Raw genomic sequence first — 26,590 nt, 5'->3', positions numbered from 1 at the left:
AGCAGAAATACTGGGTGCTCGAGGGAGAGGACGACTGGGTGAGCTGGCGCAAGTCCTGGCCGGGCACCTGGTACGGCGTGCGGCGCTTCTTCAAGTGGCTGGAGAGCAAGGCCTACAAGATGCACATCCGCGTGCTGCTCTCCAAGTACCGCGCCTATACGCCCTGCGCGGCCTGCCGCGGCACGCGCCTGAAGCCCGATGCGATGCTGTGGAAGGTGAACGGCCATTCGATCCACGAATTGATGCTGTTGCCTCTGTCGAAGGCCAGGGCCTTCTTCGACGAGTTGCGGCTGCCCGCGCCGCTCGACGAGGCTACCGACCTGCTGCTCACCGAGATCCGCGCGCGGCTGCGCTTCCTCGGCGACGTCGGCCTAGGCTACCTGACGCTCGACCGCCAGTCGCGCACGCTCTCGGGCGGCGAAGTGCAGCGCATTAATCTCACTACCGCACTCGGTACCTCGCTCACCAACACGCTGTTCGTGCTCGATGAGCCATCCATCGGCTTGCATCCGCGTGACATCGGGCGCGTGACCGGCATCCTGCAGCGGCTGCGTGACGCCGGCAATACGCTGGTCGTGGTGGAGCACGATCCGCAGATCATGCTCGCCGCCGATCGCATTCTGGATCTCGGCCCGGGTCCCGGCGAGCGCGGAGGCGAGATCGTCTTCTGGGGGCGCACGGCGGAACTCGCGCAGGCGCGCGGCTCGCTCACTGCGGATTACCTGAGCGGCAGGAAAAAAGTCTCCGCGCGGCGCGTGCGGCGCGCGCCGCAGGCGAATGCGGCCTGGCTCGAAGTGCGGGGCGCGGCCGAACACAATCTCAGGAATCTCGACGTGCGCATTCCGCTGGGTCGCCTGGTGTGCATCACCGGAGTTTCCGGCAGCGGCAAGAGCACGCTGGTGGAGGACATTCTGTATCGTGCGCTGCTGAAATCTCTGGGCAAGCCGAGCGAAGCTCCGGGCGCCTTCGCCGAATTGCGCGGTGCCGACGGGATTGGGGAAGTGGTGTTGGTGGACCAAGCGCCCATCGGCAAGACCGCGCGTTCCAATCCGGCGAGCTACGTGAGCGCCTTCGATGCAGTGCGCCAGCTCTTTGCTACGGAAGCGCTTGCGCGCGAACGCCGCTATACCGCCGGTACCTTCAGCTTCAACGCGGGCAATGGCCGATGCCCGGGCTGCGGAGGCAGCGGCTTCGAGCGCGTCGAGATGCAGTTCTTGTCGGATGTGTATCTGCGCTGCCCCGATTGCGGCGGGCGTCGCTATCGTTCCGAAGTGCTGGAAGTAAAACTTGAACACGGGGCGCGGCGCGCCTCGATTGCCGATGTGCTGGAGATGACCGTGGCGGAAGCGGCGGCATTCTTTGCGGGCGACCCGGAAGTGCTCTCCGGCCTGGAACCTCTGCAAGCCGTGGGCCTAGGCTACCTCCGGCTCGGCCAGCCGGTGCCGACGCTTTCGGGCGGCGAAGCGCAGCGCCTGAAATTGGCCGGCCATCTCGCGCAGGCAGGCAGCAAGACTTCCGCCAAGCCCACGCTGTTTCTGTTCGACGAGCCGACCACCGGCCTGCACTTCAGCGATATCGCGGTGCTGCTCGGTGCGTTCGACACGTTGCTGGCGCGTGGCCACTCGCTGGTGGTGATCGAGCACAATCTCGATGTCATCGCGGCCGCCGACTGGATCATTGATCTCGGTCCGGAGGGGGGTGACGAAGGCGGCCGGCTGGTGTGCACGGGGACGCCGGAAGAGGTGATAAAGCACAAGGACAGCTATACCGGGAAGGCGTTGAGAGAGTACATTGAAGCGGCCGCACATAGAACAAAAACGACGAAATCCCCCCTCATCCTTGCTTCTCCCCCAATGGGGAGAAGGGACGAGGAAAGAAAACCCGTCATATCTATTCACAACGCGCGCGAGCACAACCTGCGCAATCTCGATGTCACGATTCCGCGCGGGCGGTTCACGGTGGTCACCGGCGTGTCCGGCAGCGGCAAGAGCACGCTGGCGTTCGACATCCTGTTCGCGGAAGGCCAGCGACGTTACCTTGAATCGCTGAATGCCTACGCGCGCCAGTTCGTGGAGCCGGCGGCGCGCGCCGAGGTGGACGAGATCCGCGGCATTCCGCCGACGGTGGCCATCGAACAGCGTACCAGCCGCGGCGGGCGCAAGAGCACGGTGGCGACACTCACCGAGGTTTATCATTTTCTGCGCCTGCTGTTCGTAAAGCTCGGCGTGCAGTATTGCCCGGACTGCATTCTGGCCATCGAGGCACAAAGCGCCGAGGTGATTCTGGCGCGCCTGGTGCGCGAGTATCGCAGTCAGGAGCTGACGCTGCTTGCGCCCCTGGTGGTGGCGCGCAAGGGCTATTACACCGAACTCGCCAAGTGGGCGCACAACAAGGGTTATGCGCAACTGCGCGTGGACGGCAAGCTCGTAAAGACCGATGTTTGGCCGCGGCTGTCGCGTTTCCAGGAACACAACATCGAATTGCCGCTCGCCACTCTCGAAGTGGCGGCACACAGCGAGCATGAATTGCGGGAGTTGCTGGCGCGTGCATTGGATTACGGCAAAGGCGTAGTCCAGGTGCTCACCAAGGATGCGGAACCGCAGCTGTTTTCCACTCGCCGCAACTGTCCTGGCTGCGGGCGGAGTTTCCCGGAGCTCGATCCACGATTGTTTTCCTACAATTCCCGTCACGGCTGGTGTGAAACCTGCTATGGCACGGGACTGGTATTGCCGGGATTCGATGCGGAGAGCAGCGGCGAGGAAATCTGGTGGAACGAATGGTGGGAGGGCGGCGAGCGGCCGTGTCCCGACTGCGAAGGCCGGCGGCTGAATCCCGTGGCATTGGCCGTCCGATTCGCGGGCCGCAACATCGCCCAACTGGCCGCGCTCTCCGTGGACGAGGCGCAGACGTTTTTCGGCACGCTCAAGCTGAATGGACGCGCTGCGGAAATTGCACGCGATGTGCTGCCGGAAATTGTTGCGCGTCTCAAGTTCTTGAAGGAAGTGGGTTTGGATTATCTGGTACTGGACCGCGCCGCGCCCACGCTGTCCGGCGGGGAGGCGCAGCGCATCCGGCTCGCGGCACAACTCGGGTCCAACCTGCGCGGCGTGTGTTACATCCTCGATGAACCTTCCATCGGTCTGCACCCCCGCGACAACGCGCGCCTGCTGGCGACGCTCGCGCGGCTGTGCGACAAGGGCAACACCGTGGTGGTGGTGGAACACGACGAGGACACCATGGCGGCCGCGGACAATATTATTGATCTCGGTCCGGGCGCGGGCCGTAACGGCGGACGCTTGGTGGCGGCGGGCACCTTGGCACAAATCCGGCGCAATCCCGGGTCCGTCACCGGGCGCTATCTCCTCCACCCCCTGCGGCATGATGCGGTTGCACACCGGCCCGTGCGGCGCGGCGATCCCGTGCTCAGGATTCGCCATGCAGACCTGCACAACCTGAAACAACTGGACGTTGCGATTCCGCTCGGACGCTTCACCTGCGTCACCGGCGTGTCCGGCAGCGGCAAGAGCACGCTGGTGCGCGAGGTGTTGCACGACAATCTGCGCATGCTGCTGACGGCGCGCGGGCGCAAGCCGAAGCTGCGCGGTTGCCGCGCCCTCGAAGGTGCGGCCGTACTGGGGCGCGTGCTGGAGGTGGATCAAACGCCCATCGGCAAGACGCCGCGCTCCTGTCCGGCCACTTATATAGGTGTCTGGGACGTCATTCGCCGGCTGTTCGCGGACGTGCCCGAGGCGCGATTGCGCGGCTGGAGCGCGGGGCGTTTTTCCTTCAATACTTCCGGCGGGCGCTGCGAGGCCTGCGAGGGCCAGGGCATGAAGCGCGTGGAAATGAATTTCCTGCCCGACGTGCGGGTGCGCTGCGAAGTGTGCAACGGCGCGCGCTTCGACAGCGAAACGCTCGCCGTGCGCTGGCGGGGCCGGACCATCGCCGAGGTGCTTGCCATGACGGTGACTGAGGCGGTGGAGTTTTTCCACGCGCAGCCGCGCGTGCATCGCGCGCTCGAACTGCTGGAGCAGGTGGGACTCGGTTATCTCACGCTCGGCCAGCAGAGCCCGACGCTTTCGGGCGGCGAGGCGCAGCGCATCAAGCTGGTCACGGAGCTTGCCAAAGCTGCACCCGCGATACAGCGGCAGCGCGCCAAACCCACCCTCTACGTGCTCGATGAACCCACGGTCGGCCTGCACATGGCGGATGTCGAGAAACTCATCGCGGTTTTGCACCGCCTGGTCGCAGCCGGGCACACGCTGGTGGTAATCGAGCACAATCTCGACGTCATCGCCGAGGCCGATTGGGTGATTGATCTTGGCCCCGAAGGCGGCACGGGCGGTGGACGGATCGTGGCGCAAGGCGCACCAGTGACCGTGGCGCAGCGCACCGGTCACACCGGGCGAGTGCTGAGGCCGTTTCTGACGGCACGCGCCGCGTAATGAACACGATTGCGGGTAAACAGATCGTTCAGGCGCTAACTCGTCATACCGGCGTAGGCCGGTATCCAGTAAATGTGATTTTCCTGGATTCCAGGTTTGGCCGGAATGACGGGAAAAAGTAAGAATCGGAGCTTCTCCAAACCAAGATGTTTGTCATGCGCCTTAAGTGTCATTCTTTAACCCGCGTTCCATGAGCGCGCCCGCTTCCCCACAGCGCGCCGCTTGGCTGGCGCTGATTTTCCTCACCGTCGTCTGGGCGCTGAACTGGACGATCATGAAGGTGGCGCTGGATTACAGCGGACCGTTTGCCTTCAGCGCGCTGCGCTACGCCGTGGGCACATTGGTGCTGTTCGGGTTGCTGGCGTTCCGTCCCGCGCAGTTGCGGCCTTCACCCTGGCGGCCGACGATCGTGATCGGTCTCACGCAGATCGCGGCGTTCCAGACCTTTGCGCAGCTTGCGCTGGTCACCGGCGGTGCGGGCAAGACCGCGCTTTTGTCCTACACCTTGCCGTTTTGGGTGGTGCCACTCGCCTGGTGGTGGCTGCACGAAAAGCCCGGCTGGTTGCGCTGGATCTGCATCGCGGTAGCCGCGGTGGGACTGGTGTGCGTGATCTCGCCATGGCACCGGGTCGGCGATCCGGTCAGCATTCTTCTGGCGCTGGCGAGCGGCCTGGTGTGGGCAATAGGTACCGTGATCTCGAAGCGTGTATTCGATCAGCATCCCGAGGTGACGCCGCTGCAACTGACTGCATGGACGATGCTCATCGGCACGGCAGTGCTGGTGATTCTGGGATTGGTGATTCCGGAACGGCCGATTCACTGGACCACCAGTTATATATTGGCCATTGCTTACAGCGGCTTCCTGTCCTCGAGCATCGGCTGGGCCTTGTGGGCGCTCGTGGTGCAGCGTCTGCCGGCAAACGTCTCCGGCCTCACCAGCCTCGCGGTGCCGGTGGCCGGCGTGCTGTTTGCGTGGGGCCTGTTGAGCGAGCGGCCGTCGCTGGCGGAATGGATCGGTATCGCGCTGATCGCCGCGGCGCTGCTCATGCTTAACTTTTCCGAGCGCGCGGGCACAAATGCCCGCGGCGTCAACCGCGGAAATCCCACTGCACCTTGAGGATGACTTCATTGCCCCGGGCGACGACCGGCTGACCCAAGCCGGTGGTTTCGGTTACCAGGCCGTGGTTCCAGACCAGATAAATGTTGCTGGCGTCGCCGACGATCCAGCGCAGGCGCGTGTTGAGGCTCACGCCGGGAAGGCTGTTGTCGTACTGGGCGAATTCAGAAATGTAGAGGTTGGGTGTAAAAGAGTAGGTTCCGCCCAGCGTGGACAGGCGCGAGACGCCGTTGCCTTGGGGCGCGTAATAGAAAAACCATTCCTGCGAGGCGTTTAATTGCAATTTGCCGGATGGCGTGTTCCAGAAAAGCGAGACGCCGGGATGGTGCGCGGTACCGGCGTAATCGGTTCCCTGGGAGTCAATGAATTGAAACCAGAAGGGTTGCGACTGGGGGGAAGTCACTACTACGCGCCGGCGATTCCAGGTGTACCGGCCGGCGGGCACATTTACGCCGGCGAGCGTGAAGGCTTGGGTGGGCGAGTCGAAGTCGCGATACACGTCGAACTCCCAGTACCAGCCGCCGTTGGTGAGCATCTGCGGGCCGAACCACCATTCCGAGCTTTGTTTGCCGCCATCCTGCGCGCCGAAACCATCCACCTCGGAGTAGTGACCGTCGAACCAGAACTGGTGCGCCCAGTTGAACCAACTGTCGGCTGACGGCCGCGGCTGGTAAGCGGCCTCCGTGTAGTACTGACGCGTGCCGGGTCGCTGCAGGAAGCCAATGCCGGGATTAAGTCCGTCGCCAAACACGTTGACCTGGGCGATGCCGTACCAGAGATCGTTGGGATATTCGATGCTCGCACCGTAACCGTTGGCATTGCCTGTGGACAGGTCACCGCTGGAATGTGCACCCCAGGCGGACAGGTACAGGTTCTTGTCGCCGTTGAAACTTGCAGTTTTCCACAACGCATCGGTGCCCACAAAGGTATTGCTGCCTGCGCCCAGTGGATCGCCGTGAGTAATGAGCGTACCGAGTTGCAGGTTCTGGTCGGGGCTGTAGGTGCCGCGACCGGCGAACAGGTTGGTGGCGTCGGATACACCGGTGCCGGCCATTTGCGTGTCCAGGAGCGCCAGCGATCCGCTGTTGGATTGACCGATGAGCTTCACGCCTTCGTTGAGCGGTACCGGCTCGCCGTTCACCAGACCGATACTGCGCGAGTAATAAGGAATAAAACCGGCATTGGCCAGCTTGTAACCGAAGCTGAACAGATTGGACCCTTGCAGGAAGAACTGGCGTTTCTCAGGGAAGGACAGCGCGAAGCGGCCAGTGTTGATCTGCTGCTGGTCGGCTTCGGCCTCGGCAAAATCCGTGTGGTAGGTGAACAGCCCGGCGAGCGAGGGGTTGAAGTCGTATTTCAGATCGAAACCAACATTGCTGGTGCTGCCGCGGCCGCTCTGGTACTTGGCGAGGCCATAGGGCTGAAAGTCCCAGCCCTGGCCCTGTTCCAGGCTCTGCACGCCGGTGAGCGTGCCTTCGTATTGCAGCTTGAGCACCGAGGCATTCAAGGTGGTGCCGGACCAGTTGAGCGTCAGGAGATCGCGCGGCACGTTGCGCGTGACGTTGAAACCCCAGGCGCTGACGTGCTTGCCGAATTGCAGACTACGGGTGTCGATGGCGATTTCCGCGGTCCAGCCGTGGGCATTGCGGCTCACTGCCGCCGTCCAGATGCCGTCCCAGTTGTAGTCCACGCCATTGTTGCTGTTGATGGCGGGCGTGGGCGCCAGGAGCCCGTCGGCCATGGCGCCGGCCGCGTTCACCTGAAACGTGTAGGCCACACGTTGGGTATCAAATGTGTCAATCACAAAACCCACGTAATCGTCATTGCTCTGATCGCCGTCGCGTACCAGCGTGTGAGTAGCGATTTTCGCGGGATCGGGATCCTCGGCGATCACGCCGATGTACAGCGTATGGGCGTCGTGCAGCAGCAGGATTTTTGTATGGTAGGGCGTGGGCTGACCGGGATGGGGGCTTTGCTGGGTGAGGTCGACGATCACGCCCGCATGCTGCCAGGCGGGTTCGTCGAGCTTACCGTCAATGGTGATGGGTCCGTCCGCCGGCATGGCCATAACCGTGGGCGGCGTGGATGGCTGGGCCCGTACGCCGGACGGGCAGAGCAGCACGCAACCCAAAATCAAGCCAGCCAGACCGGGGTAACGGCGAAGCATGGAAGTCATCCCTGGCGCAGGCTGCGCCGTGTTCCTGTCTAAGATGTGCCGGCGGCAAAAAAAGTCTATCTGGGGGGCAGAATGTTTTTGTGTAGGGGAGTGGAACTTGACGTGGACTTGTCTGTCATCGGCTGTTTGTCGTAAAGCTGCCCATTGTGGGAGCGACGGTCCCCGTCGCGATTCTTGCTCGGCAATCGCGGCGAATATCGCCGCTCCCACAAACGGTAAGCCGGTGTCAGGGCGCACGCAGACTGATGTTGCCGCTCAGCGTGTGGGCGGTCACCTGGGCGTCGCCTTTTCCGCTCGTGAAGTGCAGCTCGACGCCGGGGCCATATTCGCTGGTGCGCTGGGCGCGCGGACCGAAGCTGTTGGTGATGTCACCGCTGAAGCTGTAGAGGTCGAAGCGCGCATCCGGTGCGCCGGGAAAGGCCAGCGACAGATTGCCGCTGGTGCTGTTGAAGGAATAATTCCCGGACTTGGCGAGCTTGGCGGAAAAATCCACGTTGCCCGAGGTGGAACTCAGGCGCACACGATCAAGGCGGCTGTCGAATACCTTGACCGTGCCGCTGATGCTCTCGGCCTGCACGTCGCCGTCCACATCGTTGATTTTCACGTCGCCGCTGATGCTGTGGCCAAGCACGTGCGCACCGGGCGCGGAGCCGGTGATGGTCACCTCGCCGCTGACCGATTTGGCGGAGATGTCATTGGCGTGCGAATTGAGCGTCACGTCGCCACTCACGCTTTCCAGTTGTGCACGGCCGCTGACACCGCTGGTACCGATATCGGCACTCACGGTGTTCACCGACAGGCGGCTGGCCACCGGTACGTGAATGGTCAGATCCGCTTCCGATTGGTTGTGAGAGTTGTTCGGATACACCGCGCGGATTTCCAGGTCATCGGCGGAGCCGTGGATGTCGAGTGTGACGTCGCCACTGAGCGTACCGGTGACCTGTACCTGATTATTGTTCCAGCCCTGTACCGTGATCGAGCCGGCAATGTTGTTGACCCGCACGCTGGCGCTGGCCGTGGCGGCACGGGTCTGATTGACGTTACCGTCATTGGCCGGGTAGGCATACGCCGAATTGGCGACCAGCATCATCACCGTAAACAGGCATACCGCCGTCACGAATGACACCAGGGTGTAAGTCAGTACCAGCATGATGCGTTTCATATATCGGTCCTCGCAGTGGTTTGAACCTGGGCCTGTTGGGCTTCATTCAGGAGCCGGGTCTGCTGCTGATATAGATTGAACAACAGGGCCCGCAGGTTTACATCGTCGGGATATTTTTTGAGTGCCGCCTGGGTATGCAGGATGTCCACGTTCACCATGCGCAGGTTGTCGAGCAGCGCGGCGCGCGCCTTGGGCGGCAGACCGTTATCGCTGACCAGCTGCGCCGTGAATTGGGCGAGCATGTCCACTGCCTTGGTGACTACGCCGTGGTCCGTCGTGGCGCTGGCCACGATCTGCGTGCCCGGAGCAGTGGGTCGCAGCAGGCTCCAGGTGATCGCGGCCGCCGCTACCACCACGGCAGCCACCGCCACACCGTAGCTCCAGCCGTTGCGCACGCGGCTGCGGCGTGCCGCAATGCGCGCGGCGATAGCGGGCCACAGGTCGCGCGCCGGCTCGATAGTGCGCGGCAGCCTGGCGAGCCCCGCATCCAGTTTTTCATCGGGTTTGATATTCATGTCTGCAACCTCGCTTGCAGCAGTTGGCGCGCACGGTGCACGTGCGCCTTGCAGGTGCCCGTGGCAATGCCGGTTTGGGCGGCGATTTCCTCGTGGCTGTAGCCCTCGACGGCGTGCAGCACGAATACCGCGCGCGCCGCCGGTGGCAGGCTTGCGATCAGTTTTTCCATGTCCATGTCCGCATCGGGCGCCTCCTCGGGCGCCGCGTGACTCTCGATGAATTCCGTGTCGCCCGGTTGCACCAGCCGCAAGTGGCGGCGCTCCAGTTTCAGGCGCTGCAGTGCCACGTTGATGGCAATGCGCGTCAGCCAGGTGGCGAAACTGCTGTCGCCGCGAAATCGGCTGAGCGCATCCCAGGCGCGCACGAAGGCGTCCTGCGTGCATTCCTCGGCCGCACCGCGGTCGGCGGTGATCCGCAGACATACACTGTGCACCCGGCCCGCATGCCTTCGGTAGAGCTGTTCGAACGCGCCCACATCGCCGTCCCGCGCCCGGGCGGCGAGGGCGGCCGATTCATCGCGACTCGTGGCGGGGTTGCCTGGTGGACTCAGGGGCACGCTGGCGGCTTCCATACCCGTTCGATTGTGCGGCGGGCAGAATGGTTTATACGCTTCACAACTATATGCGGCCAGGCTGCGGGCTATCCATGGCAAAGGCCTGTCAGGCATGCTCACCGGCCGGGCATGCAGGCGGGTGCCGGCCGGCCGTCTGGTAATATGCGGCGCCCAGTCCGCAGAACGAAACGCTTTTCCCATTGTCCATGTTCTACCGGTGGCCGCCGGCCAACCGCGATTCCCGAGACCAGGAGAATGCCATGAAGAAAGCTGCCTTGGTGTTAATCGGCACGACCCTGCTGTGGGCCGGATTTGTGTGCGCCCAACCGGCGGAAAAGCTCGTGTACCCGGTCGCGCACCGGGACAATACCGTGGACGTGTATTTCGGCACCAAAGTGCCGGCGCCCTATCAGTGGATGGAGAATCTGGAAAGCCCGGCATTGCACAAGTGGGTGGAGGCCGAGAATGCCGTCACCGATGCGTATCTCGCCAAGATTCCCGTGCGCGGCTGGATCAGCCAGCGCCTGACCACGCTGTGGAACTATGCCAAGGAAACCACACCCGATCAGCTTGCCAACGGCATGCTGTTTTTCCGCCGCAATTCCGGCCTGCAGAACCAGTCGGTGGTGTATGTGCAGCAGGCCTTCGGTGCCACGCCGCGCGTGTTGATCGATCCCAACAAGCTGTCACCGGACGGATCGATCGCGCTGGCCTTCGGCGTACCTTCGCCGGACGGCAAGTACTACGCGTACGCGCTTTCCCAGGGCGGCTCGGACTGGGAAACCGTGCATGTGCTGGATGTCGCGACCGGTAAAGAGTTACCGGATGAGGTTCGGTGGGTGAAGTTTTCTGGAATTTCCTGGACCAACGACAACCAGGGTTTTTATTACTCGCGCTATCCGCAACCACCGAGCGGCGAAAACCAGATCAACCAAAAGGTCGTCAACCAGAAGCTTTACTACCACCAGCTCGGCACGTCGCAGTCCACAGATCGGCTGGTTTATTCCGTGCCGGCCCACCCGGAATGGATCGCGGGAGGCACGGTCAGTGACGACGGGAAGTATCTATTTGTCTTCGTGGTGAACGGCACGTCACCCAACAATCAGTTGTTGTATGCGGACCTCGGCAATCCGGCCAAGCCGGACATCGGCGCCAAGCTGCAACCGCTGTACATGCAGAACGATGCGGCCTACGCGCCGGTCGGACATGTGGGTGACACGCTGTATCTGCAGACCACGCTGGATGCACCCCGGGGCCGCGTCGTAGCCACGAGTTTCCGCCATCCGGATCCCGCCGGCTGGCGCGTGGTGCTGCCGCAAGCGGAGGGCGTGCTGGCCAACGCGGCGATGACCGACGGACGGATTCTTGCGGACTACGAAATCGTCGCGAAAAGCCGCTTGCAGTTGTTTGATACCAGTGGGAAGTTGCTGCGCACGCTGGATTTGCCGACGCTGGGAACCGTGGGCGGCATTTCCGCACGCAATGACACCCGGACGCTGTACTACGCGTTCACCTCCTATCTTTATCCGACCACGCTGTATCGCTACGACGTCGCGGACGGCGCGACGGCGGTGTATTTCCGGCCGGACGTGAAGTTCGACCCGGCAGCGTACGAAACCCGGCAGGTATTCTACACGTCGAAGGACGGCACCAAGGTGCCGATGTTCATCGTTGCGAAGAAGGGCATCAAGCTCGACGGCAGCCATCCGACCGTGCTGTATGGCTACGGCGGCTTCAATATTTCCATCACACCGGGCTTCAATCCGATGCTGCCGGTATGGCTGGAAATGGGAGGCGTGTACGCGGTCGCGAACCTGCGCGGCGGCGGTGAATACGGCGAGTCCTGGCACAAGGCGGGCATGCTCGGCAACAAACAAAATGTCTTCGATGATTTTGCCTGGGCCGCAAAGTACCTGATCAAGGAGGGCTACACCTCGTCGAAGCACCTGGGCATCCAGGGCTATTCCAACGGCGGTCTGTTGACCGGCGCCTCGATCACCCAGCATCCGGAATTGTTCGGCGCCGCCTACATCGGCCACGGCGTGCTCGACATGCTGCGTTATCAGAGATTCTCCGGCGGCGCGCTGTGGGCCCCGGAGTACGGCACCTCCAACATCAAGAAGGACTTCGAATGGCTGATCAAGTATTCGCCGCTGCAGAACATTCACCCGGGCACCTGCTATCCGCCGACGTTGATCACCACGTCTTGGGACGATGACCGGGTGGTGCCGATGCACGAGTTCAAGTTTACGGCGAAGATGCAGCGTGCTCAGGCGTGTGCAAATCCGATCCTGCTCCGCACCACCGGCAGCACCAGCCACGTGTATATGCCCACCGACAAGCAGATCGCGCAGACCGCCGACGTCTGGGCGTTCGAGGCGCATAACCTCGGGATTACCGCGTCGCCCGCCCCAAACTGATTCGGCCGCGCGCCGTGCGAGTGCGGATGTGACAGCCGTGACGTAATAATCGTCCCCGGGATATGCTACTGCGGAGTCGAAACCGAACACTTGAGACAGGGAGGAAGCCATGGGGTTATCGGTTCGTTCAATTGCCGGGTTGGCGCTTGCGTTGAGTTTTGTCCTGCCGGCTTATGCGGTGGCGGAAAATCAAGATGCGGTACAAATTCGCGACGTGGCAAGGCAGCAGGCGGTCGCCTGGAACCGCCACGACGCCAAAGCGTACGCGGCGCTGTTTACCGAGAATTGCGACGTGGTGAACGTGGTCGGCTGGTGGTGGAAAGGCCGTGCGGAATTGCAAAACAAGCTTGCGGCGGCTTTCTCGCACACCTTCCGGGAAAGTACACTCACGATTACCGATGTGCAGGTGAGGTTCCTGACTCCCGACATCGCGCTGGCGCATGCTTACTGGACCATGACGGGCGCAAAAATGCCGCCGGGCATGCCGGAACCACGCGTCGGCTTACAGACGCTTGTGATGACAAAGCAACGGGGGCGCTGGTTGATTTCCGGATTTCAGAACACCCTTAGCCGTCCCGAGCGACCATTCGCCACAAAGCCGCAAATCCCACATTGAGTCAGGCGCACACGCGGTTCGGCGGCCTGCTTGACACAGTGTTGCCAAATAAAAAAGCCGGCATTGAGCCGGCTTTGATATTTTCGGGGGAAAAGAGCTTCAGGCCTTGATGGCGTGAATGGCGTCGTTCAGGCGGCTTTTGTGGCGTGCGGCCTTGTTGCGGTGGATCAGGCCCTTGTCGGCCATGCGGTCAATCACCGGCACCGCTTCCTTGTAAGCGGTTGCGGCTTCGGCCTTCTTGCCTTGAGCCGTCAGTTTGGCGACTTTCTTGATGTGGCTGCGCACCATGGAACGCAGGGGCGCATTGTGTTCGCGATGCGCTACCGATTGACGCGCACGCTTCTTGGATTGCTTGGTATTGGCCAAGGTGAAACTCCTGGAAAAATCCGTAATTTGAGGCCGGGACCGGCCGCAAAGGCTGCGTACTATACGGATTTCATCCGGGCCGCGCAACGCAAACCGGCTTGCGCGCTGGAGCGCGCCGGTGTGCCCGCGCGCCTGGCAATTTGCATGGCGGGTTCCGACGAAGGCCGGTATTATGCGGGCCTTCAAGCGCTCAACGCCTGGACCGCCGTCGCATGTCCCGCGCCCTGTTCAAGGCCACGTCCCTCGTAGGGGGCATGACCTTTCTGTCCCGCATCCTGGGCTTCGCCCGGGATGTGGTGCTGGCGCGCTTTTTCGGCGCCGGTGCGGTCATGGACGCGTTTTTCGTGGCCTTCAAGATCCCGAACTTTCTGCGCCGCACCTTCGGTGAGGGTGCGTTCTCGCTCGCCTTTGTGCCGGTAATCTCGGAATACAAGACCACCCGCGAACACGCCGAGGTCAAGGAACTCGCGGACCGCGTGGCCGGCAGCCTGGGGCTGGTGCTGTTCGTGGTCACGGTGATCGGCGTGATCGCGGCGCCGGTGCTGGTGTGGATTTTCGCGCCGGGTTTCAGCGCCCACGAAAGCAAATATGAACTTACGGTCGCCATGGTGCGGATCACGTTTCCGTACCTGCTGTTCATCTCCCTCACGGCGTTCGCCGGCGGCATTCTCAATACCTATGGGCGCTTCGGCGTGCCGGCGTTCACGCCGGTGCTGCTCAACATCATCCTGATTGCGGCCGCGGTTTGGCTGGCGCCGCACCTGCACAGTCCCGCCATGGCGCTCGCCTGGGGCGTGTTCGTCGCCGGCGTGGTGCAACTCGCGTTCCAGATTCCGTTCCTGTGGCGGCTCAAACTCCTGCCGAGGCCGCGGCTCTCCGAGGGGCACGAGGCGGTGCGCCGCATCCTGAAGCTCATGCTGCCGGCCCTGTTCGGCTCATCGGTCACGCAGATCAACCTGGTGGTGGACACCATCATTGCGTCGTTCCTGGCGACCGGCAGCGTGAGCTGGCTGTATTATTCCGATCGCCTCATGGAATTCCCGCTCGGCGTATTCTCGATCGCGCTCAGCACTGTAATCCTGCCGAACCTGGCGCAGCATTTTGCCGCGAAGTCGTTCGCGGGGTTTTCCGCCACCCTCGACTGGGCACTGCGCCTCGCGGTGGTGGTGGCGATTCCGGCCGCGGTCGGGTTGTTTTTTCTCGCCGGCCCCTTGCTGGTAACTTTGTTCAATTACGGACATTTCAACGCGTATGACTCGCGCATGGCGGAGGCCAGCCTGATGGCGTACGCCGTCGGCCTCGTGGGATTCACGCTGGCTAAGGTGCTGTCGCCCGGGTTTTACGCGCGCCAGGATTCGCGCACACCGGTCAGGATCGGGGTGATTTCCGTGGTGGCTAATGTAATTCTCAATCTGGTGATCACGGTTCCCTGGGCGTTGAGCGGGCTGGCCGCGCCGCACGCAGGCCTGGCCTTGTCCACATCGCTCGCGGCGTTCATCAATGCCGCACTGCTGTATCGCGGTCTGCGACGGGCGCAGGCGTATCAGCCCACCGGGGGCTGGCGGCTTTTGTGGCGGCGGGTGCTGATTGCGAATGTGGCGATGGCCGCGCTGCTCTGGGGACTGGTTGATCCCTTGCACGTGTGGGTGGTGCGTGCGGCTGGACAACGGGCGCTATGGCTGGCGATCTGGATCGCGGCCGCCATCGTGGTGTATTTCCTGGCACTATTCCTGAGCGGCTTCCGCCTGCAGCATTTGCGCCGCGCGCCGGTGACCTGATTGCGGACACTCCTTATATATAATCCTGAGACCGCGCCGTGGAGTTGATCCGCGGCTTGGTGAACCTGAAGGCGCGGCACCGCGGATGTGTCGCGAGCATCGGCAACTTCGACGGCGTGCATCTCGGCCATCGCGAAATCGTACGCATGCTGACAGACCGCGGCCGGGAGGCGGGCCTGCCGGCGGTAGTGGTGACCTTCGAGACGACGCCGCAGGAGTATTTCAATGCAGCCGCGCCACCCGCGCGCTTGATGACCTTGCGCGAAAAGTACCAGGCGCTCGCCGCTTGCGGCGTCCAGCGGTTGCTGTGCCTGCGCTTTAACCGCGCACTTGCGGAGCTGCCGGCTGAAACTTTTATTGAACACGTGCTGGTCCGGGATTTGGGCGTTCGCCAGGTAGTGGTGGGCGAGGATTTCCGGTTCGGCCGCGGACGCACCGGTGATTTTGCCCTGCTTAAAACCGCTGGCGGACGCTACGGCTTCGGAGTGAGTGCCGCAATCACGGTCATGCAAGGGGGCGAGCGGGTCAGCAGTACACGCATCCGCGCCTGCCTCGCGGCCGGCGATCTAGAGGTGGCGGCAAAGTTGCTGGGCCGACCATTTTCGCTGAGCGGCCGAGTCAGCCATGGTGCGCGCTTGGGCCGCCAGCTCGGCTTTCCCACCGCCAATATCGCCTTGCGCCGGCGGGTCGCGCCGGTGCGTGGAATTTTTGTCGCACGCGTACAGGGTGCGGACGCCGGTGTGCGTTACGGCGCCGCCTATGTGGGCAGCCGACCGGCAGTTGGCGGTCTGCGCACGGTGCTGGAGGTTTTTCTGTTCGATTTTGACGCCACACTCTATGGCCGGCGCCTGAGGGTGGAACTGCTCGCGCGTTTACGCGATGATGCCCGCTTTGAAAATCTCGAGTCGCTGCGCGAACAGATCGTGTGTGATGTGCAGGCCGCGCGCGCGTGGCTCAACGGCCGCAACCTGCAATGAACAATAATTGCCGATGGATAAACCCGTGACCGACTACAAGCACACGCTCAATCTGCCGCGCACCGATTTCGCCATGAAGGCGAATCTGCCGCAGCGCGAGCCGGAAATGCTCAAGCGCTGGGTGCAGGAGGACGTCTATGGCCTGCTGCGCGAGGCGCGCAAGGGCCGCGCACGCTTCGTGCTGCAGGACGGGCCGCCGTATGCCAACGGCAACATCCACATCGGTCACGCGGTCAACAAGATCCTCAAGGACATCGTGGTCAAGTCCCGCTCACTCGACGGATTTGACGCACCCTACATTCCGGGCTGGGATTGCCACGGCCTGCCCATCGAGCAGCAGGTGGAGAAAAAGCTCGGACGCGTCGGCCAGAAGGTGGACGCCAAGGCGTTCCGCGCCGCCTGCCGCGCTTACGCGCAGGAACAGGTGGACAGCCAGCGCGCCGACTTCAAACGCCTCGGTGTACTCGGCGACTGGGAGCATCCCTATCTCACCATGGCGCCGGCTTACGAGGGCAGGCAGTTGCGGGCGCTGGCTGAAGTCATCCGCCGTGGACACCTATATAAAGGTCTGAAACCCGTGCACTGGTGCCTGGATTGCGCCTCCGCGCTGGCCGAGGCCGAAGTCGAATACGAGGACAAGAGTTCGCCCGCCATTGATGTGCGCTTCCCCGTGGCTGAACCGGCGGATCTGCAGAAGCGCCTGCGCATTGCCAACAGCCGCCTGCCCGCATCGGTCGTCATCTGGACTACCACGCCCTGGACGCTGCCGGCCAACCAGGCGGTGGCCTTGCACCCCGATTTTGAATACGCGCTGGTTGAATGTGACGCGGGCCTTGGCCATGAACGGTTGCTGCTGGCGCGCGAACTCGTGCCGGTTGTGATGCAACGCTTCGGCGTAGCGCAGTGGAAGACGCTCGCCGTCGTGCGTGGCAAGCAGCTTGAGGGGCTCAAGTTGCGGCATCCGTTTTACGCGCGCGCCGTGCCGGTGGTGCTCGGTGAGCATGTGACACTCGACGCCGGCACCGGCGCGGTGCACACCGCGCCTGGCCACGGTCTTGAGGACTTCGCGCTCGGCCAGCAATACGCCCTCAAGCTGGACAACCCGGTGGACAATCACGGCGTGTTCGTCGCGGGCACCGAGCTGTTTGCCGGCGAACACGTGTTCAAGGCCAACGAGCACATCATCCGCGTGCTCACCGAGCGCGGCATGTTGCTGCATCACGAAACCATCCGCCACAGCTATCCGCACTGCTGGCGCCACAAGACACCGGTGATTTTCCGCGCCACGCCGCAGTGGTTCATCGGCATGCAGCAGCATGGCTTACGCGCGCAGGCATTGGCCGCGATCAAACAAGTGCAATGGACGCCGGGCTGGGGCGAACAGCGCATCGAGGGCATGGTGGCCAACCGGCCCGATTGGTGTATCTCGCGCCAGCGCACTTGGGGTGTGCCGATCACGCTGTTCGTGCACAAGCAGACGGCCGAGTTGCATCCGCGCACCCAGGAGCTGCTGGAAGAGGTGGCCGCGCGCGTCGAGCGGGCCGGCATTGACGCCTGGTTTGATGCGGACGCCAGGGAACTGTTGGGCGCGGATGCCGAACACTACGAGAAAGTGCCGGACATTCTCGACGTGTGGTTCGACTCCGGCGTGGTGCATTACTGCGTGGGCGGGCCGCGCCTCGCATTGGGTGCCGGCCATCCGGCGGATCTGTATCTGGAAGGTTCCGATCAGCATCGCGGCTGGTTCCAGTCTTCGTTGCTGACTTCTGTGGCCATTCACGGCAGTGCGCCCTACAAAGGCGTGCTGACCCACGGCTTCACCGTGGACGAGCAGGGCCGCAAGATGTCGAAATCGCTCGGCAACGTGGTTGCGCCGCAGGAAGTCATCAAGCGGCTGGGCGCCGACGTGTTGCGCTTATGGGTGGCCGCCACCGATTACAGCGGTGAGCTGTCGGTGTCCGACAACATACTCAAACACATGGCGGAAGCCTATCGCAAGATGCGCAACACGCTGCGCTATCTGCTGGCCAATCTTTACGATTTCGAACCCGCGCGCGATGTGTTGCCGGTCGAGGAACTGCTGGCACTGGATCAGTGGCTGCTGGCTCGGGCCGCGCAACTGCAGGACGAGGTGCGCAAGGCCTACACGGATTACCAGTTCCACGTCATTTACCAGAAGGTTTACAACTTCTGCGTGGTCGAGCTTTCGAATTTCTATCTCGATATCGTCAAGGACCGCGAATACACCACGCAGGCCGCGAGTCGCGCGCGCCGCTCCTGCCAGACCGCGATGTATCACGTGGCTGAAGCCATGCTGCGCTGGCTCGCGCCCGTCCTGAGCTTCACCGCCGAGGAAGCCTGGCGGTACCTGCCGGGAGCGCGCGCCGCCTCGGTATTCTTGGCGGAATGGCACACCTTGCCGCGCGTGAGCGTGGACACGGCGACCTGGGACACGCTGCTCAAGGTACGCGATGCCGTACGCAAGGAACTGGAGCAGTTGCGCATCGCGGGCCGCATCGGCTCACCTCTGGATGCGGAGGTGAACTTGTATTGCGATGCTCCGCTGGCATCGGCGCTGCGGAAATTCGGGGACGAGCTGAGATTCCTGTTCATTGTTTCCTATGCGCGCGTGCACCCCGCCGGTCAGCGGCCGCCAAATGCCGAGGCGGCGGCTGAACTGTCGGGGGTATGGCTGGTCGCGAAACCGTCGGCGCATGCCAAGTGCGCGCGCTGCTGGCAGCATCGTGAGGATGTGGGCAAGCATGCACAACATCCGGCGCTGTGCGGGCGTTGTGTGCAGAACGTGGAAGGATCGGGCGAGCAAAGGGAGTTTGCATGAACGCCGAGCAGCCGTCGAAATACGGCGCATGGATCTGGCTGTGGCTCTCGGCCGCGGTCATCGTGCTCGATCAGTTGAGCAAGTGGCTGGTGGTGAGCCACCTCGCGGTTTACGATTCCATCCGGGTGCTGCCGGTGTTCAACCTCGTGCTGATCCACAATCCCGGTGCCGCTTGGAGTTTTCTCGCCAGCGCCTCCGGCTGGCAGCGCTGGTTTTTCACCATCCTGGCCCTGGTCGTGAGTGCCGCCATCGTCGTGTGGCTGCGTTTCCTGCCACGCCGGGAAAACCGCTGGCGGTCATGCGCGCTCGCTCTGGTGCTGGCCGGGGCGCTCGGCAACGTCATTGACCGGCTGTGGTACGGCTACGTGATTGATTTTATCCAGTTCCACTATCAGGGCTGGTATTACCCGGCCTTCAACCTGGCGGACTCCGCCATCACGGTCGGCGCGGCCATGCTCATCCTGGAAGGCTTGTTTTCCCGCAGGCGTACCACGACCTGAACAAGCGCACCAGGGTCAAAAAGTGTTTGCGTCTGATGTGATGCCAGAAATTTTCAGACTGGCTGGCGCCGGGATCACGGGCAGGACAAGTTGGTGTCACTGTTGGGCTGGTCCGAATACCGCACACGTCCCGTGACGCTGATGATCAGCGCGCCGTCGTGTCTGCGGTCCTCGGAACAATAGCGCAGCGTGCCATTGACGCTGTTGGTACCGATAGGCCGAAAGGTGAATGAATTGCGGTTACTGACGACGCGCGCCCCGGTCTTGCTCGAACCATGCACGCGTAAAACGGGTTCGCCCGCATTGACCTGCACCGCACTGTCGCGATTCAGGTTGTCGAATATCAGCCAGCCGCTATTCCAGTCCGGCAGGCTGTGGTCACAGCGTTGGCCATCCGCACTTTTGCACAGTACCACGTAGCTGTTGCGCACAATGGCGCTCTGGCGCGCGAAGTTGAGCGCTGCGTGCAGTTCATTGACCGTGGCAGTCGCACGATTCCGGCGCACAACGTGGGTGAAACCGGGTACCGCAAGGCTGACGAGGACCAGCAGCAGAGTGCCGGTAGTCAGCAATTCCAAAAAAGTAAATCCGCATTCCCTGCGCATGTTTTCCTTCCTGGATGACATGGCGTGAGTCCGCAGTTTACGCCGGCGGCGCATCGGCGGCGACGTGGCCGTCGGCCGAGGGCTGAGGCCGTAGCACCGCAGGGAAGCCAGCAGGCAGGAATGGCCGGCATGGACAGCGGCCAAACCATTTGCCTATACTTGCCAGTCCGGAGCTTATGTAACCATCATGATGCACACATTCGAATTCGCACCCTTGAGCGGCGGGGCCTTGGCGACCGAACTCGCAAGCCGGGGCGTGACGCCGACACCCCAGCGCCTGCAGATCGCCGAGCTGCTGTTCTGCAAGCCACAGCATGTGTCCGCGGATCAGATTCTCGCTGCGGTGAATCGCGGCGACGCCAGGGTCTCCAAAGCGACGGTTTACAACACGCTGCGCCTGCTGTCCGACAAAGGTCTGATACGCGAAGTGATTGTGGACCCCGCACGCGTATTTTATGACCCGACCACGCATGCGCATCACCATTTTTACAATGCGGATACCGGCGAACTGACCGACATTCCTCCGGAACAAGTCGAATTTGCGAAACTTCCGGCGCCGCCTCTCGGCACCGAGCAGGATGGCGTGGAAGTTATCGTGCGTTTGCGGCGCCGCCACCGGCGCTGAGATTTACGCCCCTACTGTCATCCGCTATACTCCCGCGCGCTTGAAATCCAGGTATTGCATGCCGGCGTAGCTCAGTTGGTAGAGCAACGCATTCGTAATGCGTGGGTCGGGAGTTCGACTCTCTCCGCCGGCACCAATTCAATCAACGACTTACATCATCACTTCACGAGCCTGAGTCTCGGGTGTGCCAAATTTGTGCCAAATTCATGTCCAATTGGCTTCGGCACCACTCGCTCCGCATGCGCACGCAGGTGATTGACGCCTAAATGCGCGTAGCGCTGAACCATCTCGGCGCTCGCCCATCCGCCCAACTCCTGCAGCACGTTCAACGGCGTCCCCGCCTGCGCGTGCCACGAGGCCCAGGTGTGCCGCAAGTCATGCCAGCGGAAACTCCCGAGTTCCGCTTTTCTGACGGCGGCTCGCCAGGCCTTCGTGTTCACCTGCCGGATGGGTTTCCCCCGGTAGCTGAACACGTAACGCTCATGCTGACCCAGGCAAGCTCTCAACACCGCTGACGCTTCCGAGTTGAGCGGCACACCGATGGCTCGTCGCGCCTTGGCCTGATCCGGGTGAATCCACGCCAGGGCTTGCTTCAAGTCCACCTGTGACCACTCAAGACCCGAAACATTACGCTGTCTTAATCCCGTTGCGAGTGCAAAGCGCGCCATGGCGGCCTGATGCGTAGGCAGATACGAGAGCAACCGTTCCGCCTGCTCCGGAGTGATCCAGCGTATCCGGGCGTTGTGCACCGGAAAAAGCCGGACCTTCGGAATGCGGTCGAGCCACTCCCATTCGTCGCGAGCCTTGCGCAATATCGCCCGCACCAATGCCAGATGGCGATTTGCGGTCGCCGGGCTCGCCTCGTGCGCTTTCGCTTCGCCAATCTCGACCACGAGCTCCCGGGTGATTTCGTCCAGGCGCTTGCCGCCGAGATAGGGATCCAGCCAACGCAGGATCGCCCGATCCTGATCGTGCGTCGCCTTGTGGGTCGTCTCACTCAGCCACTTGACAGCGGCTTCCTTCCACGTGTGCCGTGGCCGGTCGCCGAGCTTCGTGACCCGCCAGTGCTCCGCCTTGAGCTTGTCCTCGAACTCCTGCGCGGCCTTCCGGTTCGTAGTCCCAGTAGAGCAGCGTATTCGCTTTCCGTCCGGCGCGGTGAACGACGTCCACCAGGTATTGCCGCGTTTCTTGACTGCCATGACTGTACCTCCATAGGTTTGCAGTCACTTCGCGGCGCTTGCCGGGGAGAAGCGTAGAGCGAGCGCAGGTGGCGCGCAAGCTCCGACTCCAAAAACACCCAGCGCTTGCCCGGTTTGGCCCCGGGGACGAGGCCGCCCTTGGCCTTCTCGCGCAGGCTCGCGGGCGACATGCGCAGGAAACGTGCCGCTTCCACGAGGTCGAGCGTCCGCTCCCGTACCGGGCCTGAAGCCATGGCTGCCAATCTCAAGTGACTGTCGTGGAGTCAAGCGTAGGGGCGGGACAGGAAGAAAAAAATTCCCGCCGAGCGCGGAAAGGACCTTTCCAGGGGATCAATTCAGAGCATGCGGATCGTGTGTGGGGAGCCGGTGGTTCGCCGACGTATTCCGGTGAAAACCGCCGTTAATTGCGGAAGGGAAAGCACTATTGGTTCTGATCAAAACCCACCCCCACCAAGCCCGATCTTGATCGGTCGGTATAGACTAAAATTGTTGCCAGACGAGGTGCCGCAACTGGCCAATAGCAGAAGTTCGTGCGAAGACTAGAATGGACCGAAATTAAGGGCAGACGTCAAGCCGACTAAAGCAATTTGGAAGTACTTCAAGCTCGGAATATTTAGATTAGAGAACTACAAAGAGGATGTGCGTGCCATACACACACAACCAACAACACAGGAATGGGACTCCCAATAAGTCTCAATGGGTGGTCTCTCTGGCTGACGAACTAGCATCGTTTAACCATGCGACTGCTCAAAATTGGTTTGTAGATTTATGGGGTTGGGGGCTGCATCTACCTGGGGGGTCGCCTGCGCAACTTGGCACAAGTGTTGGCAACATGAGAGCGCTGTTCATTGCTAAATTTGTAGCAAATCGAAACAGAAATGATAATTGGCATGGCTATCCGGCGGATTATTGCGTGAACTCACAGGACATCCCAAAGGCCGAAGTGCTACAAAGGTGGCTTGCGGCTGGGGTGTGTCGGCCTGCTGCAGTTAGAAAGATTAGTCGAGGCAAGAAATGCGCCCTTTAAAGCTGACCATTACTGGTGAATATTGGGATTCCTTTTTATATAAAGGGCGGCTGCATCTATTTACGAGAAACGGCAGTATCGAAACAATACGTTGGGATACATTAATTAGTGACTTCCGATTAAACGACTCGTTACTCAAATTACCGTTTATTTGTGCTTTTCTCAGAAGTGACTATCTCTATGGCGCGGAGTTGACACCTTTAACAAGCGATGCAGAAATCAGGGAGATCATCAGCAATAGATTCGACTTATTGGCCCAGAGTACTTTTGAGCTGTCTAAGGACGCGATCAAGAATCATTTAATAAAGGAAATGGACAACAAGTTTTACTTCCCGCATTCCGATATTGATATTTATACTGACAACATTTATGTGGGATCCTCTAGTGGTCTTATGGCTGCGCCATGTAACAAGCACAACTCCAATCCAATCGGCCGCCGACCAGATCGGATGTGGGATGGGCCAGTCTTGGGTTTGTCAGCATCGTATGGGTCGTTGGCAATGGCCTCCGGCAGCGAAGGTCTTTATGAGTATGCTCTGCGTAGTGAAAATGTTATCGATGGCAATGACGTCGCACCGAGGCGATTGTCCAAATTAGTTTGTAACGAGTGTAACTGGAATTATTTTAGTATTTTTGGCTCAAGTGATGTTGGTGGATTTCTGGCGGATTTCTCCGATGGTTATATAGATGAATCAACCGGCTATGATTATCAGCAATACTCTTCCGCAACACCAGTAACAGATCAGCGTCGGAAAAAGAAAGTAGTAAATTCGGATCGAATATTTGGCAGCTCAGGATACGCTTGGGGCGTAAAAGACAAAATCTGCCAGGCGTCAGATGGCGGTATCAGCGTTGCACGCTACAACCCCTGGGCAAAAGCTAGTCGCAATGAGGAGAAAATAGCTTCGCTAGGAACAATTGATTTTGCGCATTGGAAGGGCGACCTGATATCTGCATCTAGCGCATTATTTGGGATAGTAGCAGAACTAGAGCATGCGATTATAGTAATTACTAGCGCGGGGCAATCAATTACCTTGGCTGGTGAGCCAATCAATTGGCGTTTTTTTGTGCGATCGAAGCACTATGAAAATCAATTACACATTGTGTATGACGACAGGATTGAGATTCTGTCGTTCAATCATGACTACGTTATCGATCAGAATACGAAATTGGCCGGAATTAGGTTTTCCGATCGTGCTCGTCGCGCTCCTGGTAGAGGACTAGGGCCGCTTGAAATGTGAGTACGTGCAATTTTGGTGAGTGAGTCGAGGTTCACTGAAGAGGAGTGGAAATTGTGATTGATTTTCCTCCGCTGATGGGTCCTGAAGTGGTAATCCGCCGTTGTCTGTTTCCCGGACAGATTCCAAATTGCAGTGTACGTTTTGAGTCAGCTCGATTCGAGCCCGCATCTCCTATCGGCCCAATTCTGATAACTGTGCCTCCAGAGGAAGACGCGTACGATAACTACGGCTGGGAAGTGCAGAACGTCTTTCCTCCCGAAGTCGCATTTATTACAGCTATGTCAATTGCGTGGCCACCGGACTACGGACAATTCAGTTTTTATCCTGCGAAATATCCGCTCAAACTGAACCTGCCCGAAGGGATGCTGCTGAAGAATGTGGATGTGATGTTTTGGATTAATTCCTTTCTGAATACTACTCCATATAACAGGGTACGAACTGCTCTCGATAGCGCTCGATCCGCAGATAGCTCTAGTTGGGATTTCAAGTCTAGTGAGTTTAGCGAAAAGGAATTCACCGAATATACGAACTTTCTATATGCCAAATTTGATCTTAAGAACGTGGTCTTGCTTCGTGGTCTCTATCACATGATCAAGGCGCGCATGCTCATGGGTCACATGGAGTTTATGGATTCTGCGGCGCTAGAACTCTATGTAGCGATGGCGGCAACTTTTGAATTGTTCTTGGATGAGCTGCGCTCTAAAGGCAATCGCAATCCAGGAAATTCTGACGTGGTGAAACGGTTTCAAGAGCTCTACAAGGTAGAACTACCAGGGAATCAGTATTTCGGTGATTACTATACCGATCGAATTAGATGTCTCCATCCGGTTGCGCGCGGCGAAGCAGCCGTGTCACCGCCGATTATGGTGGACGACGTTTTTCATCTGTATCCTGACCTACTGCGAGTATTTGAATATTTTGTAGCCGGTTCGCCCGACGAATATATAGCAAGGTACAAGTGTTTTTGGGACGACCAATCCTTCAGTGCGAAGGAAGCATTGGTTAGGTATATGACACTCGTACCGCAAGCCAAATATCGTGGATCTGCTTCATGAATTACGATACGAAGAAGAGCGGTTCTGACCCAGTTGGAGGGCCTCCAACAAGCTGATCCAGTGGCGATGTAACTTCCATGGTAAGTGGAGTCTGGATAACTAGTGTAGGACTGCGCACGCTTTCGCAGCCAAGTGGCTAATAGTAATTAGGATCAGTATGAAGTTCCGCTAAGGGTCGGAAGCTGCATTTCGCCAAGCGTACCCCGATGCGACGATTTACCACTGGAGGCGCGACGCTTTTAGAGCGTAACTGGTCGCAGTAGTTTTACCATCGTAATGCCTGGCGGTTTTCATAGCATAATCGGTGGCGGAGTTCGTCCGTAATACGCGCCGTGCGGGCCGCAAGGCTCTCTTTGCCGCCAAGCTCACGGCGGGTTTTCGCGCGGGGGATTTCTTGGCCGCCCGGTCTTTTGCTTTGGGCTTCGCGGATCCACCTCGCTCAGCCAGTTCCTGCGGGTCTTCTCCGTGTAGCGTGCGCCGTTGCCATGATTGAGGATGGCGTCGTGCTGGATCATGTCCGCGATCGTGAGCTTGGGGTCATGATCCCAAAGCGTGAGCGCCACAGCCTGGCAGGCGGCTTTGTCGATCTGCTCGCGTCGCGGCGGAGCGGTGTGCTCGGGATCCCCGTCCGGAAACCAGAACTCCGGAAGCCGCAGGCCTGCAAGCTCGCAGTAGCGCTGGATTCCCAAAGCCGAGATGAAGACGGACTCAAGCTTTGCCTTGTCAAAGTGACGTTCCTCGGCGCAGTTCTCAAGTCCGGCAACGGCTTCCCGGTGCTCGCGGGTGTGATCCTCGACCGCTGCGCGATAGCCACGGGCCTGCTCGGCCGCGTTCACCTGCGCGAGCCACTCGTCATACTTCGGTCCATCCGCGGTGATCCCGAAATCGGTTCCCCATTTATCCGAAGCGGGAGTCTCCTGCATACAAAGCGCAAGGCAGAGCGAGCGCAGCGTGTCCTGGATCGGCAGCGGCAGGGCTTCAGGGTCCGTGCCATTCGGGTCGGTGTTATGCCAGCGGTGTGCGATCTCCCAGACGCTCAGGACATAAAAGCTCGCGAGACCGGGGCTGCCACCGGCTGGAGGAGGGCTTGTCTTCGCCATGAGTCGTGGTACCGCAATGCCCGGGATTTGCAAATCCTCGGTCAAGGAGGGAAGGAATTCAACTGGGGCTGCATTTCGGCGCATCCCGGCGAGCGACCGGACGGGAATTCTGATATCCCGGTTGATATCCCGTTGCTATCCCGTTGAATGGCCACTCATATGCCGTTGAATGGGTTTTGATATCGTTTGATACGAGTATTCATACGAAAACTGCAGGATTTTGATCTCCGAGATGTGGTTTAGGTCACGCGGAGGGTGGATCCGCGTGGCTTG

The 26,590-nt window shown here is 60.6% G+C and carries 19 protein-coding genes and 1 tRNA gene; 12 read left to right on the top strand and 8 right to left on the bottom strand.

What is annotated here, in order from left to right; genetic code table 11:
• Both uvrA and VJR90_00970 read left to right on the top strand, forming a co-directional pair.
• Positions 1–4,445, top strand: a 4,445-nt coding sequence (gene uvrA / locus VJR90_00975) for an excinuclease ABC subunit UvrA (GenBank protein ID HKV96048.1), incomplete at its 5' end; no start/stop codon positions are given.
• A 166-nt stretch (positions 4,446–4,611) separates the two neighbouring features.
• The gene (locus VJR90_00970; GenBank protein HKV96047.1) at positions 4,612–5,562 is read left to right on the top strand and encodes a DMT family transporter; all 951 of its coding nucleotides are present in this window, start codon (positions 4,612–4,614) and stop codon (positions 5,560–5,562) included.
• Here VJR90_00970 and VJR90_00965 read toward each other — a convergent pair.
• The 4 genes from VJR90_00965 to VJR90_00950 all read right to left on the bottom strand — a co-directional run bounded on the left by VJR90_00965 (position 5,534) and on the right by VJR90_00950 (position 9,987).
• Positions 5,534–7,729, bottom strand: a complete 2,196-nt coding sequence (locus tag VJR90_00965) for a DUF5916 domain-containing protein (GenBank protein ID HKV96046.1) — start codon at positions 7,727–7,729, stop codon at positions 5,534–5,536. The genes VJR90_00970 and VJR90_00965 overlap by 29 nt on opposite strands.
• Positions 7,730–7,964: 235 nt before the next feature.
• Positions 7,965–8,900, bottom strand: coding sequence for a DUF4097 family beta strand repeat-containing protein (locus VJR90_00960; protein ID HKV96045.1), 936 nt, complete (start codon positions 8,898–8,900; stop codon positions 7,965–7,967).
• Entirely contained in the window at positions 8,897–9,415 is a 519-nt protein-coding gene (locus VJR90_00955) for a hypothetical protein (protein HKV96044.1), read from the bottom strand. The genes VJR90_00960 and VJR90_00955 overlap by 4 nt, the downstream gene beginning before the upstream one ends.
• The gene (locus VJR90_00950; protein HKV96043.1) at positions 9,412–9,987 is read right to left on the bottom strand and encodes an RNA polymerase sigma factor; all 576 of its coding nucleotides are present in this window, start codon (positions 9,985–9,987) and stop codon (positions 9,412–9,414) included. The genes VJR90_00955 and VJR90_00950 overlap by 4 nt, the downstream gene beginning before the upstream one ends.
• Before the next feature lie 242 nt (positions 9,988–10,229).
• Here VJR90_00950 and VJR90_00945 point away from each other — a divergent pair, with 242 nt between their 5' ends.
• Both VJR90_00945 and VJR90_00940 read left to right on the top strand, forming a co-directional pair.
• A complete protein-coding gene (locus VJR90_00945; GenBank protein HKV96042.1) occupies positions 10,230–12,389 on the top strand; it encodes a prolyl oligopeptidase family serine peptidase in 2,160 nt (719 codons plus the stop codon).
• Positions 12,390–12,528: 139 nt separating this feature from the next.
• Complete coding sequence (locus tag VJR90_00940; GenBank protein ID HKV96041.1) at positions 12,529–13,005, top strand: SgcJ/EcaC family oxidoreductase; 477 nt, start codon at positions 12,529–12,531, stop codon at positions 13,003–13,005.
• Positions 13,006–13,104: 99 nt separating this feature from the next.
• Here the strand turns inward: VJR90_00940 and rpsT are convergent, their stop codons facing one another.
• Positions 13,105–13,371 (bottom strand): 30S ribosomal protein S20, encoded by a 267-nt coding sequence (gene rpsT, locus VJR90_00935; GenBank protein ID HKV96040.1) that lies wholly within the window; start codon positions 13,369–13,371, stop codon positions 13,105–13,107.
• Positions 13,372–13,583: 212 nt separating this feature from the next.
• On the opposite strand from rpsT, the gene murJ reads away from it, so the two are divergent.
• The 4 genes from murJ to lspA are packed head-to-tail and all read left to right on the top strand — an operon-like array spanning position 13,584 to position 19,465.
• On the top strand, positions 13,584–15,149 hold the full coding sequence (gene murJ, locus VJR90_00930; GenBank protein HKV96039.1) for a murein biosynthesis integral membrane protein MurJ: 1,566 nt from the start codon (positions 13,584–13,586) through the stop codon (positions 15,147–15,149).
• 38 nt (positions 15,150–15,187) lie between these two features.
• Positions 15,188–16,126, top strand: coding sequence for a bifunctional riboflavin kinase/FAD synthetase (gene ribF, locus VJR90_00925; protein ID HKV96038.1), 939 nt, complete (start codon positions 15,188–15,190; stop codon positions 16,124–16,126).
• A 25-nt stretch (positions 16,127–16,151) separates the two neighbouring features.
• Entirely contained in the window at positions 16,152–18,965 is a 2,814-nt protein-coding gene (gene ileS / locus VJR90_00920) for an isoleucine--tRNA ligase (protein ID HKV96037.1), read from the top strand.
• Entirely contained in the window at positions 18,962–19,465 is a 504-nt protein-coding gene (lspA, locus tag VJR90_00915; protein HKV96036.1) for a signal peptidase II, read from the top strand. Before ileS ends, lspA begins: the two co-directional genes overlap by 4 nt.
• A 74-nt stretch (positions 19,466–19,539) precedes the next feature.
• Here lspA and VJR90_00910 read toward each other — a convergent pair whose 3' ends face one another.
• A complete protein-coding gene (locus tag VJR90_00910; protein HKV96035.1) occupies positions 19,540–20,091 on the bottom strand; it encodes a GspH/FimT family protein in 552 nt (183 codons plus the stop codon).
• A 166-nt stretch (positions 20,092–20,257) separates the two neighbouring features.
• On the opposite strand from VJR90_00910, the gene VJR90_00905 reads away from it, so the two are divergent.
• Positions 20,258–20,695 carry a Fur family transcriptional regulator gene (locus VJR90_00905; protein ID HKV96034.1) on the top strand — a complete coding sequence of 146 codons (438 nt, stop codon included), beginning with the start codon at positions 20,258–20,260 and terminating at the stop codon, positions 20,693–20,695.
• 60 nt (positions 20,696–20,755) lie between these two features.
• A tRNA-Thr gene (locus VJR90_00900) sits at positions 20,756–20,831 on the top strand.
• A gap of 22 nt (positions 20,832–20,853) precedes the next feature.
• Here the strand turns inward: VJR90_00900 and VJR90_00895 are convergent.
• Entirely contained in the window at positions 20,854–21,894 is a 1,041-nt protein-coding gene (locus VJR90_00895; protein HKV96033.1) for a site-specific integrase, read from the bottom strand.
• Between the two features lie 1,014 nt (positions 21,895–22,908).
• Here VJR90_00895 and VJR90_00890 point away from each other — a divergent pair.
• Positions 22,909–24,162 (top strand): hypothetical protein, encoded by a 1,254-nt coding sequence (locus VJR90_00890; GenBank protein HKV96032.1) that lies wholly within the window; start codon positions 22,909–22,911, stop codon positions 24,160–24,162.
• A 44-nt stretch (positions 24,163–24,206) separates the two neighbouring features.
• Positions 24,207–25,217 (top strand): hypothetical protein, encoded by a 1,011-nt coding sequence (locus VJR90_00885; protein ID HKV96031.1) that lies wholly within the window; start codon positions 24,207–24,209, stop codon positions 25,215–25,217.
• Positions 25,218–25,582: 365 nt separating this feature from the next.
• On the opposite strand, the gene VJR90_00880 is transcribed toward VJR90_00885, so the two are convergent.
• Positions 25,583–26,362, bottom strand: a complete 780-nt coding sequence (locus VJR90_00880; protein HKV96030.1) for a hypothetical protein — start codon at positions 26,360–26,362, stop codon at positions 25,583–25,585.
• Positions 26,363–26,590: the final 228 nt, after the last annotated feature.

The sequence above is a fragment of the Gammaproteobacteria bacterium genome (assembly GCA_035279405.1).
GTDB lineage: Bacteria > Pseudomonadota > Gammaproteobacteria > Natronospirales > REEB76 > REEB76.
Note: the sequence above shows the minus strand (reverse complement) of the source record. Positions and strands in the feature narration are given on the sequence as shown.

Bases quoted from the DNA above. Each gene is read 5' to 3' on its own strand.
- VJR90_00955 (HKV96044.1), bottom strand. From the start codon at position 9,415: ATGAATATCAAACCCGATGAAAAACTGGATGCGGGGCTCGCCAGGCTG.
- VJR90_00945 (HKV96042.1), top strand. From the start codon at position 10,230: ATGAAGAAAGCTGCCTTGGTGTTAATCGGCACGACCCTGCTGTGGGCC.
- murJ (HKV96039.1), top strand. From the start codon at position 13,584: ATGTCCCGCGCCCTGTTCAAGGCCACGTCCCTCGTAGGGGGCATGACC.
- VJR90_00910 (HKV96035.1), bottom strand. From the start codon at position 20,091: ATGTCATCCAGGAAGGAAAACATGCGCAGGGAATGCGGATTTACTTTT.
- VJR90_00950 (HKV96043.1), bottom strand. From the start codon at position 9,987: ATGGAAGCCGCCAGCGTGCCCCTGAGTCCACCAGGCAACCCCGCCACG.
- VJR90_00960 (HKV96045.1), bottom strand. From the start codon at position 8,900: ATGAAACGCATCATGCTGGTACTGACTTACACCCTGGTGTCATTCGTG.
- VJR90_00895 (HKV96033.1), bottom strand. From the start codon at position 21,894: ATGGCAGTCAAGAAACGCGGCAATACCTGGTGGACGTCGTTCACCGCG.
- VJR90_00890 (HKV96032.1), top strand. From the start codon at position 22,909: ATGCGCCCTTTAAAGCTGACCATTACTGGTGAATATTGGGATTCCTTT.
- VJR90_00905 (HKV96034.1), top strand. From the start codon at position 20,258: ATGATGCACACATTCGAATTCGCACCCTTGAGCGGCGGGGCCTTGGCG.
- lspA (HKV96036.1), top strand. From the start codon at position 18,962: ATGAACGCCGAGCAGCCGTCGAAATACGGCGCATGGATCTGGCTGTGG.
- VJR90_00965 (HKV96046.1), bottom strand. From the start codon at position 7,729: ATGCTTCGCCGTTACCCCGGTCTGGCTGGCTTGATTTTGGGTTGCGTG.